Annotated in this window: 12 protein-coding genes and 1 pseudogene; 7 read left to right on the top strand and 6 right to left on the bottom strand. The window is 68.8% G+C overall.

Annotated elements, in window-relative coordinates:
- The 5 genes and pseudogenes from G7043_RS01400 to G7043_RS01380 all read left to right on the top strand — a co-directional run bounded on the left by G7043_RS01400 (position 1) and on the right by G7043_RS01380 (position 3,838).
- The gene (locus tag G7043_RS01400; protein WP_166043032.1) at positions 1 to 714 is read left to right on the top strand and encodes a PIG-L deacetylase family protein; all 714 of its coding nucleotides are present in this window, start codon (positions 1 to 3) and stop codon (positions 712 to 714) included.
- Between the two features lie 51 nt (positions 715 to 765).
- Complete coding sequence (gene cobA, locus G7043_RS01395) at positions 766 to 1,974, top strand: uroporphyrinogen-III C-methyltransferase (protein WP_166043030.1); 1,209 nt, start codon at positions 766 to 768, stop codon at positions 1,972 to 1,974.
- Between the two features lie 82 nt (positions 1,975 to 2,056).
- Positions 2,057 to 2,962 (top strand): RICIN domain-containing protein, encoded by a 906-nt coding sequence (locus G7043_RS01390; RefSeq protein ID WP_166043028.1) that lies wholly within the window; start codon positions 2,057 to 2,059, stop codon positions 2,960 to 2,962.
- A gap of 226 nt (positions 2,963 to 3,188) precedes the next feature.
- Positions 3,189 to 3,479: pseudogene (locus G7043_RS01385) on the top strand (DUF3024 domain-containing protein); the annotation flags it as partial.
- Positions 3,480 to 3,505: 26 nt separating this feature from the next.
- Positions 3,506 to 3,838, top strand: coding sequence for a DUF3024 domain-containing protein (locus tag G7043_RS01380; RefSeq protein ID WP_166043024.1), 333 nt, complete (start codon positions 3,506 to 3,508; stop codon positions 3,836 to 3,838).
- Positions 3,839 to 3,886: 48 nt separating this feature from the next.
- Here G7043_RS01380 and G7043_RS01375 read toward each other — a convergent pair whose 3' ends face one another.
- From G7043_RS01375 to G7043_RS01360, 4 genes are all read right to left on the bottom strand, one after another.
- The gene (locus G7043_RS01375) at positions 3,887 to 5,470 is read right to left on the bottom strand and encodes a DEAD/DEAH box helicase (RefSeq protein WP_166043022.1); all 1,584 of its coding nucleotides are present in this window, start codon (positions 5,468 to 5,470) and stop codon (positions 3,887 to 3,889) included.
- A gap of 234 nt (positions 5,471 to 5,704) precedes the next feature.
- Complete coding sequence (locus tag G7043_RS01370; protein ID WP_390826909.1) at positions 5,705 to 6,673, bottom strand: serine protein kinase RIO; 969 nt, start codon at positions 6,671 to 6,673, stop codon at positions 5,705 to 5,707.
- 209 nt (positions 6,674 to 6,882) lie between these two features.
- On the bottom strand, positions 6,883 to 7,611 hold the full coding sequence (gene yaaA, locus G7043_RS01365) for a peroxide stress protein YaaA (RefSeq protein WP_166043020.1): 729 nt from the start codon (positions 7,609 to 7,611) through the stop codon (positions 6,883 to 6,885).
- A gap of 62 nt (positions 7,612 to 7,673) precedes the next feature.
- Positions 7,674 to 8,429, bottom strand: a complete 756-nt coding sequence (locus G7043_RS01360; RefSeq protein ID WP_166043018.1) for an SAM-dependent methyltransferase — start codon at positions 8,427 to 8,429, stop codon at positions 7,674 to 7,676.
- Between the two features lie 86 nt (positions 8,430 to 8,515).
- Between G7043_RS01360 and G7043_RS01355 the strand changes: the two genes are divergently transcribed.
- Positions 8,516 to 9,487, top strand: coding sequence for a GNAT family N-acetyltransferase (locus G7043_RS01355; protein WP_166043016.1), 972 nt, complete (start codon positions 8,516 to 8,518; stop codon positions 9,485 to 9,487).
- Between the two features lie 224 nt (positions 9,488 to 9,711).
- Here G7043_RS01355 and G7043_RS01350 read toward each other — a convergent pair whose 3' ends face one another.
- Positions 9,712 to 10,071 carry a VOC family protein gene (locus G7043_RS01350; protein WP_166043014.1) on the bottom strand — a complete coding sequence of 120 codons (360 nt, stop codon included), beginning with the start codon at positions 10,069 to 10,071 and terminating at the stop codon, positions 9,712 to 9,714.
- A 134-nt stretch (positions 10,072 to 10,205) separates the two neighbouring features.
- Between G7043_RS01350 and G7043_RS01345 the strand changes: the two genes are divergently transcribed.
- On the top strand, positions 10,206 to 11,948 hold the full coding sequence (locus tag G7043_RS01345) for a proline--tRNA ligase (protein ID WP_166043012.1): 1,743 nt from the start codon (positions 10,206 to 10,208) through the stop codon (positions 11,946 to 11,948).
- A gap of 249 nt (positions 11,949 to 12,197) precedes the next feature.
- Here G7043_RS01345 and G7043_RS01340 read toward each other — a convergent pair whose 3' ends face one another.
- Positions 12,198 to 14,663, bottom strand: a complete 2,466-nt coding sequence (locus tag G7043_RS01340; protein WP_166043010.1) for a BTAD domain-containing putative transcriptional regulator — start codon at positions 14,661 to 14,663, stop codon at positions 12,198 to 12,200.
- Positions 14,664 to 14,873: the final 210 nt, after the last annotated feature.

Genomic DNA, 14,873 nt, shown 5'->3' with positions numbered 1-14,873 from the left:
ATGTCTGATCTCGAAGCTGTGCCGGAGGACTGGTCGAGCGCACTGGTCGTCGTCGCTCACCCTGATGACATGGAGTACGGCGGTGCGGGTGCCATCGCCCGTTGGACCGCTCAAGGCAAGAAAATCGCGTACGTGCTCGCGTGCCGTGGCGAGGCCGGCATCGACACGATGGAACCCGAGGTCTGCGGACCGTTGCGGGTGGAGGAGCAGATCGCGTCCTGCGCGGCCGTCGGCGTGACCGAGGTCGAGTTCCTGGACCACCCGGACGGCGTCATCGAGTACGGCGTGCCGTTGCGACGCGACTTCGCGGCGGCGATCCGCCGGCACAGGCCCGAGGTCGTCATCACCGGCAACTTCCGCGACACCTGGCCCGGCGGCGGCCTGAACATGGCAGACCACATCGCCGTCGGCCGCGCGACCGTGGACGCGGTCCGCGACGCGGGCAACCGGTGGATCTTCCGCGACCTCGGCCTGGAGCCGTGGAACGGGGTCAAGTACGTGCTGGCAGCGTCCTCGCCGTTGTCGACGCACGCCGTGGACATCACTGACTCGTTCGAGGCTTCGGTGGAATCTCTACGCGCCCACAAGGCCTATCTGGAGGCGCTGAGCGGCGACATGGCCAACCCCGAGCCGTTCCTGAAGTCGATGGCCGAGGCCGTGGGGCAGCGGTTCGGCGGCGGCCTGGCGACGTCGTTCGAGCTGTTGCGGCTGTGACCATGTTCCCTTCAACTGGACACGGCGGGTCCGGTGTGGATGCTTCTACGCATGCCCTTTGAACAGCACTACCTGGCCGGCCTCGACCTCCGGGGCCGGCGCGTCCTCGTGGTCGGCGGAGGCACGGTCGCCCAGCGCCGCCTGCCTCGCCTGATCGCGTCCGGCGCCGCCGTCGAGCTCGTGTCGCCGTCCGTCACGCCCGCCGTCCAGGGCATGGTCGACGCGGGGGAGCTGACGTGGCATCAGCGGCGTTATGAGGCCGGTGACGTCGAGGGCGCGTGGTACGTGGTGGCGTGCACGTCGAACGTCGAGGTGAACACGCAGATCGGCGATGAGGCGCTTGCTGCCCGTGTGTTCTGTGTGCGCGCGGACATCGCCGTCGAAGGCACGGCCGTGACACCGGCGACCGGCACGCACGACGGGATGCTGATCGGTGTGCTCGCGGGTGGCGAACACCGTCGTTCCGCTTCGGTGCGGGACGGGCTGGTCGCGGCGTTGCGCGACGGCCGGATCGCGGACCAGGCCGCGAAGCCCGCCGGTGTCGCCCTGGTGGGTGGCGGACCCGGTGACCCTGAGTTGATCACCGTGCAGGGCAAGCGTTTGCTCGCCCACGCGGACGTGGTCGTCGCCGACCGCCTGGCGCCGCGCGAGCTGCTGGAGGAACTGCCCGCGCACGTCGAGGTCGTGGACGCGGCGAAGATCCCGTACGGCCGCGCGGCCACGCAGGAGTTCATCAACCAGACGCTGATCGACCGCGCCAAGGAGGGGAAGTTCGTCGTCCGGCTGAAGGGCGGCGATCCCTACGTCTTCGGCCGCGGCTTCGAGGAGCTGCTGGCGTGCGCGGAGGCCGGTATCCCGGTCACCGTCGTGCCGGGCGTGACGTCCGCGTTCGGTGTGCCCGCACTGGCCGGTGTGCCAGTAACGCACCGAGGAGTGGCACACGAGGTGGTCGTCGTCTCTGGCCACGTCGCACCAGACGACCCGCGCTCTCTCGTGGACTGGCCCGCAATCGCACGCCTGCAAGGCACCGTTGTGCTGATGATGGCCGTCGAACGCGCCGGTGCGTTCGCCACCGCGTTGATGGAAGGCCGTCCCGGCACGACTCCGGTCGCCGTGATCCAGGAAGGCAGCACCGCCGCGCAGCGCGTGTTCCGGTCCACTTTGGACTCCCTGGCCGATGACGTGAAGCGCTGGGAAGTCCGCCCGCCGGCGATCATCGTCGTGGGCCCGGTAGCGGGTATTGCGTCCGCAAATAGTTAGATAAGTTTCTTTACAAAAGCCGCTCGACCGGTGGACTCTGCATGCACGCCGCCTCAGTCCACCGGTTCCCGCGGAGGCACGCATGAAACGCGCCCTGTCTGTGGCGGCAGGCATTTTGCTCATGATGTCCGGTTTGTTCGCTTCATCACCCGCGAGTGCCGCCCCCCAACAGGTCTTCTGGACCTTCTACGGCTGGTACGACAACACCCCGCCGGGTGGCGACATCGCCTACCCGCAGATCCACGACAAGGCGGGCGGCAAGGGAACCTGGTCGGACCCGATCACCTTCGCGACGTCCAGCAAGGAAGCCAAGCCGGGCACGAAGATCTATTTCCCGCGGGTGAAGAAGTACTTCATCATGGAGGACTCCTGCTCCTCCTGTGAGCAGGACTGGAACGGCAACGGCCCCAACGGCGGCCCTCGTTTGTGGCACTTCGACGCGTGGGTCGGCGGCAAGGGCGGCAACGCCATGAACGCCATCGACTGCGAAGACGCGCTCACCAACTACCACGACGACGGCAAGCCCGTGATGGAAGAGACCATCCTCAACCCGCCGTCGAACCTGACCGTCGACCCCACGCCGATCTTCAACGCCCAGACCGGCGAGTGCTACGGCGGCGCCAAGCCCAAGACCACCAACGGCGAGTACAAGAACGTCTCGACCGGCAAGTGCCTCCAGGGCGGCGCGTCCGGCTCCCAGCTGACCACGGCCGTGTGCAACGGTTCCGCCGCACAGCAGTTCAAGTTCCACGGCGCGTTCATGGAACAGGGCTCGCCGCAGCAGTGCACCACGCTGTCCTCGGGCAAGGTGCTGCTGAAGAAGTGCGACGGCGGCCCGAACCAGCAGTGGTCGATCAACCCGAACAAGACCATCTCGGACATGCAGTACAACACCAAGTGCTACCGGGACGCCTCCGGGAAGGTGACCGCGGCGTCCTGCTCCGGTGACGTTGCCAAGTGGACGTTCAAGGCGGCAGCCGGGAAGTGATTCGCTGACCAGAACGACCGTAGGCCGCTCCTCGCAAGGGGAGCGGCCTACGCGCGTCACCTAGCGCCGAGATCGCGCTGCCCGTCCCAACAAACAGGTACCAGTCCCCATGCGTCGTCCTACGGGCACACAGGGAGGTGACCTGCCACTATCAGGACATGCCGTTGCCCGAAACGCATCTGCGTCAGATCGCCCGGTGGTGTGAGCAGAAGATCCCGAAAAGCTCCGCAGCCGATTCCGGGTCGAGTTCAAGGTGCGCGGATCGAACGTGACGCTCCACGAGTGCAGCGTGCCGATCGGTGCGACCCCGGAAACGAAGTGGTTTCGCGCACCGATGGCCCAACTGCGGTACGACGGGTCCTTGTGGCAGCTGTACTGGCCGCACCGCCTCTTCTCCCAGCACCACGGCCGGTGGGTCGCGGTGGACTACGACCCGCGCGGCACCGCGCCCTCGCCAGGCCCGCTGCTCGACATGATCGCCGACCCCCGCGCCTCGTTCTTCGGGTACAAGGACTGAAGATGTCCATCTGGGACGATCGCTACATGCCTGTCCCAGATACGCATCTCCGCCAGATCGTCCGCTGGTGTGAGGGCAAGGTTCCGGAACGCGTTCGTCACCAGGTTCGCGTCGAGCATGCCGTGCGCGGATCGAACGTGACGATCCTGGAGCGCAGGGCGCCGTGGAACGAGGAGTTCGGCCCGGAGTGGACCCGGCAGGCGATCGCCCAGTTGCGCTTCGACGGGACCTCCTGGTGGCTGTACTGGCCGGATCGCAACACCCGATGGCACCTGTTCGAGGACGCTCGCGCCCCTGCCGTGTCACCAGGTCCGCTGCTGGACGTGATCGACGATCCCCGCAGTCCGTTCTGGGGATAGCGAAAGGCCGCTTCCCAGTGCGGGAAGCGGCCTTCGGCGTCGATCAGATCAGTGCTGCGGCGCCCGGCGCGGACGGCCGGCACCACGCTCGGGCCGGCCGAAACCACGGCCGCCCTCGGTGCGCTCCGAGCGGCGCGGGCCGCCCCGGAACTCGCCACCCTCGGCGGAGCGACGGGGACCACCGCGGAACTCGCCGCCCTCGGTGCGGCGACCGGAACCGCCGCGGTACTCACCGCGGGCGGCACCACCGGCAGCAGGGGCGCCGAAACGGCGGCCACCGCTGCCGCCGCGACGGGCAGGCTTCTCGCGTTCCACGATCGGCTCGCCGCTCGGGGTGCGGGCGCCGGTGATGCGGACCAGGTCGTCGTCGCCGGGGCGCACCTTCGTGCTTTCCGGACGGATGCCCGCGCGGGCGGCCATGCCCTGGACCGCGCGGCGCTGGTCGTGCGTGACCAGCGTGACGACCGTGCCGGACTGACCGGCGCGGGCCGTGCGGCCTGCGCGGTGCAGGTAGTCCTTCGGGTCGGCCGGCGGGTCGACGTGGACGACCAGCGAGACGTCGTCGACGTGGATGCCGCGGGCGGCCACGTCGGTGGCGATCAGGACCGGCATGGTGCCCTCGCGGAACTCGCCGAGCACGCGAGTGCGCGCGCTCTGCGCCTTGCCGCCGTGCAGCGCGCCGGCGTTGACGCCCATCGAACGCAGCTTCTTGGCCAGGCGGTCCACGTGGTGCTTGGTGCGCACGAACATGATCGTGCGGCCCTCGCGCGCGGCCACCTCGTTCACCACGTTCTGCTTGTCCTCAGCGGACACGAACAGCAGGTGGTGCTCCATGGTCGTGACGCTCGCGGTCGGCGGGGCCACCGAGTGCGTCACCGGGTTGTGCAGGTACTGGCGGACCAGCTTGTCCACGTCGCCGTCGAGCGTCGCGGAGAACAGCAGGCGCTGCCCGTCCTGCGGGGTCAGGTCGAGGATCGCGCGGACCTGGGGCATGAAGCCCATGTCCGCCATCTGGTCGGCCTCGTCCAGCGCCGTGATCTCGACCGAGCCGAGGTCGCAGGTGCCCTGACGGACGTGGTCGGACAGCCGGCCCGGCGTGGCGATCAGCAGGTCGACGCCGCGGCGCAGGTGATCGATCTGGCGCGGGAACGACGTGCCGCCGACGACGACGCGGCACCACAGGCCCAGCGCGCGGGCGTGCGGCATGAGCGCCGTCTCCACCTGCATCGCGAGCTCGCGGGTCGGGACGAGGATCAGGCCGCGCGGCTTGTGCGGCACGGAACGCCCGCTCGCGAGCCGGGTCAGCATGGCGAGACCGAACGCCAGCGTCTTGCCGGAACCGGTCTGGCCGCGGCCGAGGATGTCGCGGCCGGACATGGAGTCGGGAAGGGTGGCCGCCTGGATCGGGAACGGCTCGGTGATCTCGTTGGCGACGAGCGACTTGATGAGCGCGTCAGCAAGGCCGAGTTCGGCGAACGAGGGCAGCGGGCCTTCCGGCAACGTGCTCTCGAAGTGCTCGGCGACAGTCGGTTCCTCGACCCGCTGCTGCGGACGCGAGGAGTTGCCCTGGCGACCCGAGCGACGCCGCGGTGCCCTGCGGCTGTTGGAGCGCTCGGAACGACCTTCGGACATTGATGGCAAAACAAACCTCCGGGACATGGCACGTCTCGAGGCTGCCCCGCGCGCTACCGCGGTGCCGATCACAAGGACGGGCCCGGCGTGATGGTCACGCCGCTGATGAGTGGGTGGAAACACCGGTCAACGGCCGTCAAGCCTTCATCGGTGTACAGCACAGTCTAGCTGATCATTGGTAATGGCCTGCGCGCCCGGCAGTGTCGTTGGACACGGCCGGACGCGCAAGGTGACTCACCCCATACCCGCCACGTCCAGCAGCGTGGCCACCAGCGCGGACGGGTCGGAGATCTCCGGCGGCAGGCCGCGCGAGGCGAACCAGCCGCTGATGTTGCGGACGTCGCGGTCGAGGAACTCCCGCCCGCGGGGGTTCGCGACGAGGTCGACCACCTGCGGCAGGTCGATCATGATCAGCCTGCCCTCGTGGACCATCAGGTTGTACGCGGACAGGTCGCCGTGGGTGAGGCCCGCCTCCGCGAGCGTCATCAACGTGCTGACCAGCTGACGCCACAGGTCGAGCAGCTCGTCCTCGTCCGGACGGGTCTGCGCGAGCCGGGGTGCCGCGGTGCCATCGTCGTCACCGATGAACTCCAGCAGCAGCTCGGTGCCGCTGCGCTGCACCGGATACGGCACGGGTGCGCCGATCTGCCACAGCCTGGCGAGCGCGCCGAACTCCGCGACCGCCCACTGCTCCGCGATCAGGTTGCGCCCGAACGCGGTGCGGTTCTGGACGGCCCGCAGCTCGCGGGACTTCTTCATCCGGCGACCCTCCAGATATCCCGCGTCGCGGTGGAACATCCGGTGGTCGTTGCTGCGGTAGCGCTTGGCGGCGAGCAGGCACGCCTTCTCGCCCATCGCGCGTTCCAGCAGGAAGACGTCCGCCTCCTTGCCGGTCTTCACGATGCCCAGCTCGCGGTCCACCGCGGCCAGCTCGGTGACGAGCCAGTCCGGGTGCGGCTTGGGACCCTGGTCGGCGTCGCCCCAGGTGGACCAGCGATCGCCGTCCTCGGGGGTGTCCGCCGAGCTGAGCTGGTCCTCGCGCAGGCGCGAGATCCGCAGCTTCTCTTCTTCCGTCATGCGGCCGCGACGCGTGGGTTCCGCGTCGTCGGCGTTCTTGCTGGTGCGCTTTCCCTTGCGCCGCATGGTTTCGTCGGTGCCGTCGAAAGCAGACTCGTAGCGTTCGTAAAGATCGTGCTCGCGCACGGTGGGGTCTCCCAAAAGATGAAGGTGACCGCCCCACTGGCGCTCTGCGATCAAACGATGCTGATCAGGCGCGAAGGGCGGAGGACGGGGTCGCGCATGCGGTGCCACGTCCAAAGACAGGCTCTGACATCACGCACCTCCTCGTTCCTCACGCCGCACTTCGGCTCGCGGTGAAGCTTGCCCGGTCGGCTTCCGGGCGCGCAACCGAATTAATCGGTGATCAGGTCGGCGGTTTTCACACCGGTCGGCACGAGCTTGAGCCCGGCCTTCTGCGCGAGCTTGACCAGGCCTTTCAGGTCGCTCGGGTCCGACTTGCTGCTCGCGATGGCCCGCGCGAGCAGACCCTTGTGGGCCTTGTTGAAGTGGCTGACGACCTTGCCCTCGCTCGTGATCACCCGGACGACGACGGCGTGCGGGATCTTCGCGAGGCTCGAGTACGCCCCGGAACGCAGGTCGACGACGAACTCGTCGGCGTCCCTGAGCACCGGCTCCAGCGCCGGCTTCCACAGCGTGCGCAGGCTGCCGTGGGACGGGAGCGTGCTGCCGCCGGACAACCGGTACGCGGGCACCGGGTCACCGCCGCGGATCACCCCGAACAGCGCCGACGCGACCGCCAGCCGCTCGTAGGCGCGTTCTTTCTCGGCCTTCTTCAGCGACGGGAAGTCCAGGTTGTCGTAGAGCACGCCGGTGTAGCGCAGGAGCGCGGGCGTGGTCTCCGACGTGCGCAGCGCCGCGTTGCGGTGCACCTCGTCGACCTGGCGTTCGGAGATGTCGAGCGCCTTGAGACTGGCGGGGACGTCCGCCGCGAGATCGGCCAGCGCGGACACGAGCTTGTCGCGCACCGGGTTGAGCTCGGGGAACGACAGCGCGTCGAGGTCGAGCGGCGCACCGTCGCCGCCGATCGCCTTGGTCTCCGACGGGGGAAGCAGCACCAGCACGGTGGGAAGGGTAGGCCAAGGCCGGAAATCCGCTGGACCTGGTGCGGGCCTGGTCGCGTTCGCTACGGCGCCTGCAGCGTCACGTAGGCGAGGCCCATCGTGGCGCGCCACCCCCGCAAGCGGTAGGTGCGTGCCCGGTCGGCCTTGGCGCGGACGTCTTCGACGTGCGGGGAGTCCGGGTTGGCGCGCAGCCAGCGTTCCCAGGCGAGGGCGTGCCCGTTCTCGAACACGTCCCACTCGTCGAGGCCGGCCTGTTCCACGGCGAGCATGCGGTAGCCGTGCGTGTGGGCGAGGTCCACCAGGTCGGCGAGCGAGCCGTACTGGTTGCGCGGGACCGGCATCGCGGCGAGCTGCTCGTCGGTCGGCTCGCGTTCCCAGAAGCCTTCGCCCAGCAACAGCCGTCCGCCCGCGCGGAGCAGCCCTTTCACCGCGGTGAGCGCGTTTGCGGTGTGGTGCAACGGGTCTCCGCCCCACACCTGGGTGGCGCCGTTGACGACGACCACGTCGGCGGGCCTGTCCGGTTGCCACTGCGCCACGTCGGCCACCTGGAGACTGACGCGCGGCGTCAGGCCTCGTGCCTCGGCGTTGGCTTGGCCGTGCGCGATGGCGGTGGCGTCCAGGTCGACGCCCGTGCCGGTCGCCGTCGGCTCGGCCTCCAGCACCCGCAGCAGGAACTCCGCCCAGCCGCAGCCGACGTCGAGCACGTGCGCGCCGGCGAGCGGTTGCAGGGACTGGATCAGGCGAGCGGCTCGCTCCGGGGACAGCGGTCCGTGGAACGTGAGGTCCTCGTGCAGCGGCGCGATCTCAGGTGTCGTCATCGCACGCAGGATGGCGTTGGTGGCGCACGGACGGCAACGCGTTATTCAGTTGTTGGCTCCATCACCTCCCCGTAGCTTCAGTCGTCGTGGAACTCGTGTGGCGCCCGCTCGCGACAGCGGACATCCCTGTGGTGGCCGCGCTTTACAACGCGGCCGCGGCGGTCGACGACACCGGCGAGCTGTTGTCCGAAGAGGACTTCGCCGAGTCGTTCGCCGAGGCGGACCTGCCCGGCGGCTCACTCGCCGTGCTCGTGGACGGCGTCCTCGCGGCCTACGGCTTGGTCGTGTTGCGCGACGACCCCGTGGGCGTGAACCGCGTCCGCCTGGACGGGATGGTCCACCCGGAGTTCCGCCGCAACGGCATCGGCCGCGAACTGCTGCCGCGACTCGTCACCCTGGCGCGCTCGTTGCACACCGCACGCCATCCGGACATGCCGATGGTCGCGTGCACCATGGTCGAGAGCCGTTCCGCCGGGCACGCCGCGTTGTGCGCCGAACTCGGCTTCACCGCGGACCGCTACTTCCACGAGATGGAGGTGGCACTGGGCGAGTCACTCGCCCAGGTCCCGATCCCGGCCGGCTACGAGATCGTGCCGTTCTCCGCGGCCCGCGCCGAAGAAGTCCGCCTGGTGTGCAACGCGACATTTGCCGAGCACTGGGGTTCGACCGAGCGCAGCCCGCAGGAGTGGGCCGCGTCCTTCACCAACAGCAAGCGGTTCGTCCCGCAGACCTCCTTCCTGGCGCTCGCGGACGGGGCCGTCGTCGGTTTCGTGCTGGCGCGGCACTACCCGGTCGTCGAGGAGATGACCGGCGTCCGCGAACTGTGGATCGGGGACGTCGGCACCCTCGCGGAGCACCGCGGGCGTGGTGTCGCCGCGGCCTTGCTGAGCTGGACGTTGGCTCAGGGCAAGGCGCAGGGTTACCACCGCGCCGGGCTGTCCGTGGACACGGCCAACTCGACCAGTGCGCTCGGGGTGTACGAGCGCGCCGGGTTCGAGGTGGCGCGGACCTGGATCGACTACGGGCTGCCGGTCGAGCTCGACGAAGCCGAGGGGTAGGGCTTTCGCCTCGCCCGATGTGGAGCTGGGTGCGGTCGGCCGCACTGGCCGGATGGGATCTGGCTGGAGTGCGCGGTGATCTCGTCGGGCGTGGTGCTGCGTCGGCTGCGGATCGTCGGTCGAGCCGAGCGTGAGCGAGTGCTGTGACGCGACACCTCGCCGGGGTCTCGCGTCACAGCCCAAGTGCCGTCGCCTGCCCAGCTGACCTGCGGCCGAGCGAAGGGCTAGAGCTCTTCGTCTGCCTGGCCGACGCAGAACTGGTTGCCGTCCGGGTCGGCCAGCACCGACCAGACGAGGCCGGGGATGGTGTGCACCGCGACCTCGGTGGCGCCGAGCTCGACCAGGCGGGCGACCTCCGCCTTGCGGTCCGGCACGTGCGAGTCGAAGTGGATGCGGTTCTTGCCCGGCGTGGCGTCCGGCACCTGCTGGAAGCCTAAAGTCGGACCGTTCTCGGTGTTCGGCGTGAGGATGATGAACTCGCCCCAGTCGTTCTGGATCGTGGTGTTCAGAGCTGCCGACCAGAACTCCGCGAGCTTGCGCGCGTCGCCGGTGTCGATGGTGATCATGGCAATCGTCAGGGACATGTCCGGGACGCTACCCAGGGGGTCTGACAATTTCGGTCGACGCAGGTCAGAGGGTGTGAAAGCCGCCGCCGCGAAAGAGCGGGCGGCGTAACCAGTAGGCTGCTCCAACAGCCCGTGAACGAGGAGTACCCACCGTGATCACCAGGATGTCGTCGCTGTTCCTGCGCACTCTTCGCGAGGACCCGGCGGACGCCGAAGTGCCCAGCCACAAGCTGCTGGTGCGCGCCGGCTACGTCCGCCGCGTCGCGCCGGGCGGGTACACCTGGCTGCCGCTCGGGCTCAAGGTGCTCCGCAACATCGAGGCCGTCGTCCGCGAGGAGATGGACGCCTTCGGCGCGCAGGAGATCCAGTTCCCCGCGCTGCTGCCCAAGGAGCCCTACGAGGCGACGAACCGGTGGGAGGAGTACGGCCCCAACCTGTTCCGCCTGAAGGACCGCAAGGGCGCCGACTATCTCCTCGGTCCCACGCACGAGGAGATGTTCACCCTCGCGGTGAAGGGCGAGTACAGCTCGTACAAGGACTACCCCGTCACGCTGTACCAGATCCAGACCAAGTACCGCGACGAGGCGCGTCCCCGCGCGGGCATCCTGCGCGGCCGCGAGTTCCTGATGAAGGACTCGTACTCGTTCGACCTGACCGACGAGGGCCTGAGCCAGTCGTACCAGGACCACCGCGACGCCTACATCCGCATCTTCGACCGGCTCGGCCTGGAGTACGTGATCGTCTCCGCCACGTCCGGCGCGATGGGCGGCTCGGCGTCCGAGGAGTTCCTCGCCGTCGCCGAGACGGGTGAGGACACGTTCGTCCGCAGCACCGAGTCCGGTTACGCGGCGAACGTCGAGGCCGTCGCGACGCCCGCGCCCGCCGAGCAGTCGATCGACGACAAGCCCGCCGCGCAGGTGCACCACACGCCGAACACGCCCACCATCGAAAGCCTGGTGGACTTCCTCAACGCGAACACCGACCGCAAGTTCACCGCGGCGGACACGCTGAAGAACGTCCTGGTCAAGGTGAAGCACCCCGGCAAGGACTGGGAGCTGCTCGCCGTGGCCGTCCCCGGCGACCGCGAGATCGACTTCAAGCGCCTCGAAGCGGCCGTCGAGCCCGCCGAGGTCGCGATGCTCGAAGAGGCCGACTTCGCCAAGAACTCGTTCCTGGTCAAGGGTTACATCGGACCGGGTGCGCTCCAGGCGAACGGTGTTCGCTTCCTCGCCGACCCCCGCATCGTCAAGGGCACCGCGTGGGTCACCGGCGCGGACAAGGCCGACCACCACGTCCTCGACCTGGTGGTGGGCCGCGACTTCACGCCCGACGGCGTCATCGACGTCGCCGAGGTCCGCGAGGGCGACCCGTCGCCCGACGGCAAGGGCGTGCTGGTCGCCGCGCGCGGCATCGAGATCGGCCACATCTTCCAGCTCGGCCGCAAGTACGCGGACGCGTTCTCGCTCGACGCCCTCGGCCCCGACTCCAAGCCCGTGCGCATCACCATGGGTTCGTACGGCGTCGGCGTCTCGCGGCTCGTCGCGGTCATCGCCGAGCAGTCGCACGACGACCGCGGCCTGATCTGGCCCCGCAACGTGGCTCCCGCCGACGTCCACGTCGTCGTCGCGGGCAAGGACGAGGCGCTCATGACGGCCGGCGAGGACTTCGCGAAGCAGCTGAGCGACAAGGGCCTCAAGGTCATCCTGGACGACCGCAAGGCGAGCCCCGGCGTGAAGTTCGCGGACGCCGAACTGGTCGGCATCCCGACCATCCTGGTCGTCGGCCGCGGCCTGAAGGACGGCGTGGTCGAGGTCAAGGACCGCAAGTCCGGCGAGCGCGCCGACGTGCCGGTCGCGGAGGTCGTCGACCACCTGGTGCAGGTCGTCCGCGGCTGACAAGGACACCGAAAACGCCCGGCCGGGAATTCCCGGCCGGGCGTTCTGTCGTTCTGCCCGTCGGCAGAGGGCGTTCTTCTGGTTGTCGGAGCGCGAACGAGGTTCCGGCAGGCCGCCACCAGCTGCGCCCTCGTCGAGCCGTAACCGTTGCCCCGCAAGGTCTTCATCGGGTGCGTGGCGTCGATGAGCTGCACGCCCTCGGTCTGGTGAACGCCGACCAGGACGTTCGATCTCGCCGGCGAGAGCGGATCAGCCCGCCCGGCGGTCGGTGAGATCCAGCGCGGGCTCGAACCACGCGAACGCCCGCTCCTGCTTCAAAGCTCGCACGGCACGAGGAAGCTGTTCCGCCGCAACATCACGCACGAGCAGATGTCGGAAGCCGTACTCGATCTCGCCCGTCTCGCTGTTGCGTCCCTGCCGGCACAGGAAGTCGCGCTGTTCCAACAACTCCAACGCCTCGGCGACCTCCAGAGGGTCGCGGCCCCCAGTGGCGGCCACCGCCCCGGGAGACACCAGATCACCCACCACGGCCGCGTCCTGCAGCACTGCCTTCACCTCGAACGGCAACGAGTCGAGCTGTGCCGTGAGCACACCACGCACAGACGGCGGAACCGGCAGCGACGAACCGTTCTGCAGACACGGCATGCGTGGGTCCGCGACCATCCGTGCGTACTCAGTGGCGAACAACGGGTTGCCGCCGACACACGACACGAGCGCCTGCCACAGTTCGGATGACAGCTCGCGTGTCTCCAGTAGCGAGTTCAACAGGCTGCGGGTTCCGTTGTGGGACAACGGTTCCAAGCTGATCGTCGTGGCATTGCGCTTGCCGCCGAACCACGACGGACGGCGCTGCAGCAGCTCCGGCCGAGCCGTGGCGATCACCAGCAACGGTACGGAGCCCGCGTGTTCGCTGAGCTCCTCCACGAAGTCGAGCACCACGTCGTTCGCCCAGTGCAGGTCCTCCAGGAAGACCACCAGCGGCTCGGACTCGGCGATCTCCTCGAGGAACCGGCGCCACGCGGTGAAATCGGCCGGTACGGAAGGCGACACCAGCTCGGCCAGGCGCGCAGCCAGGTTGCCCGCGAACTCACCCACGCCGACGACGTCCGACAGCGGCCCGTAGCCGTCGTCGTCGCCGAAAGCGGTGGCGGTGCCGCACAAAGCCGTGGAACACGACGCAGTCAGCTCGTTGACGAGCCGTGTCTTGCCCACGCCCGTTTCACCGAGCACGGTCACGAAGTGCGGCCGACGACGGGTGCGAACCTCATCGAGAAGGCCCTGCAACACGAACAACTCGCGTTCGCGCTCGACGAACGGCACCGCGGCCTGCGAACGGCGCGTGGCGCCACGAGGAGACACGCACGAGACCGCCTGCCAGCCACCGGTCGCCGCAGGATCAACGGACCAAGTCACAGAACCGGCGACCTCACGGGTCGCACTGCACGCACGCACAGCACCCAACGGAGACAACGCCATCAGCTGACGGCACTGGTCGAGTAACACGCCAGTGACAGTGGGCGCACCAGAAGAAGGCAGTCGCACGAGAGAGTCGCCGGTCGCAACGCCGATCTGCACGTCGGCCACAGAAGCGAGACGGTCGCGGATGGCCAACGATGCGCGCACGGCGCGGTCAGCGTCGTCCTCAGAAGTCCTCGGCACACCGAACAGTGCGAGGAACACGGATCCGACGTTGCCAGCGACGACACCGCCCAACCGTGAAACCTCGGCAGCGATGACAGCAGCCACTTCCTGGTGCACCGCGTCGACGTCCTCGGGGTCGCCGTCGCCGGCCGCGAGACCGAGTTGGGCGGACACCATCACGACGCTGACGGGTTTGCGCTCCACAGTCGTCACGTCCACGGGAGCCGCCGACTCCACAACAGGAGACACGGCAGGAGCGGGAGCCGACTGGCCGACGGCGAGCAGGTGCCTGCGTTGCACCGACGGCGGAAGGTCCAGCACGGGCGCGTGGTCGAGGATCGCGCGCTCCAGTTCCTGGAGCTCCCGGCCCGGCTCGAGACCGAGTTCCTCCACCAGCGCTGTCCGAGTGCGGCGATAGACGCTCAACGCGTCCACCTGCCGTCCACACCGGTAGAGCGCGAGCATGAGCTGCCCGTTGAGCCGTTCGCGATACGGCTCCACCTCGAGCAACGACTCCAATTCGCCGAGGATCTCGTAGTGCCTGCCGCAGGCGAGTTCCGCCTCGAAGCAGTCCTCCTGAGTCGCCAGCCGCCAGTCCTTGACGGCGGTCAGCTCCGGCCAGTTGATCCCGGTCTCCGCGAGATCGGCGAGCACCGGCCCGTGCCACAGGCTCAGCGCCTTGCGGAGCACCTTCGCGGCAGCGGGCCAGTCGCCGACGGACAGTTCACCTCGTCCCTGTTCGGCCAGGCGCTGGAAGTGCGACAGGTCGAGGGAGTTCTGGTCCACGCGCAGCAGGTAACCCGGAGCGTGGGTCAGCAGCAGCGCGGACCCCTCAGCGCCGTCGCCGCGGGGAGTGAGCACGCCACGCAGTCCGGAGACCGCGTTCTGGAGCATCTTGCGCGCGGTGGGCGGGGCGTCCCTCGGCCAGAGCGCCTGGAGCAGTTTGCTGGTCGCCACCACGCGGTTGGCGTGCAGCAGGAGGAATCCCAGAGCCGCGCGCTGCTTGATGCCACCCAGAGGCACGGGCATGTCGTCGTCGAGGACTTCCAGTGAGCCCAGCAGGTGGAACCGCATGGTTCTGGCCTCCTCTTGCCGACGTCCGAGAAGGAAGTTAGAAGTGCCGCCCATCGCCGCGCTATCGCGCACCCACCGCGTATCAATCGGCCGTGGTGGTGGTGAGCCTTTCCAACTTGTTCGTCCTGGTCCGCGATGTTCCCTCACCAGCAGATCGGCCGCGCGGTACCTCTGGCGTCACCGCGGCCCACGAGCCGGATTCCGCACGTG

It is taken from the genome of Lentzea alba (genome assembly GCF_011067745.1).
Taxonomy (GTDB): domain Bacteria; phylum Actinomycetota; class Actinomycetes; order Mycobacteriales; family Pseudonocardiaceae; genus Lentzea; species Lentzea alba.
This window is presented reverse-complemented; position numbering and strand designations above follow the sequence as displayed.

Bases quoted from the DNA above. Each gene is read 5' to 3' on its own strand.
- G7043_RS01360 (WP_166043018.1), bottom strand. From the start codon at position 8,429: ATGACGACACCTGAGATCGCGCCGCTGCACGAGGACCTCACGTTCCAC.
- G7043_RS01380 (WP_166043024.1), top strand. From the start codon at position 3,506: ATGCCTGTCCCAGATACGCATCTCCGCCAGATCGTCCGCTGGTGTGAG.
- G7043_RS01400 (WP_166043032.1), top strand. From the start codon at position 1: ATGTCTGATCTCGAAGCTGTGCCGGAGGACTGGTCGAGCGCACTGGTC.
- G7043_RS01375 (WP_166043022.1), bottom strand. From the start codon at position 5,470: ATGTCCGAAGGTCGTTCCGAGCGCTCCAACAGCCGCAGGGCACCGCGG.
- G7043_RS01390 (WP_166043028.1), top strand. From the start codon at position 2,057: ATGAAACGCGCCCTGTCTGTGGCGGCAGGCATTTTGCTCATGATGTCC.
- G7043_RS01340 (WP_166043010.1), bottom strand. From the start codon at position 14,663: ATGCGGTTCCACCTGCTGGGCTCACTGGAAGTCCTCGACGACGACATG.
- G7043_RS01350 (WP_166043014.1), bottom strand. From the start codon at position 10,071: ATGTCCCTGACGATTGCCATGATCACCATCGACACCGGCGACGCGCGC.
- cobA (WP_166043030.1), top strand. From the start codon at position 766: ATGCCCTTTGAACAGCACTACCTGGCCGGCCTCGACCTCCGGGGCCGG.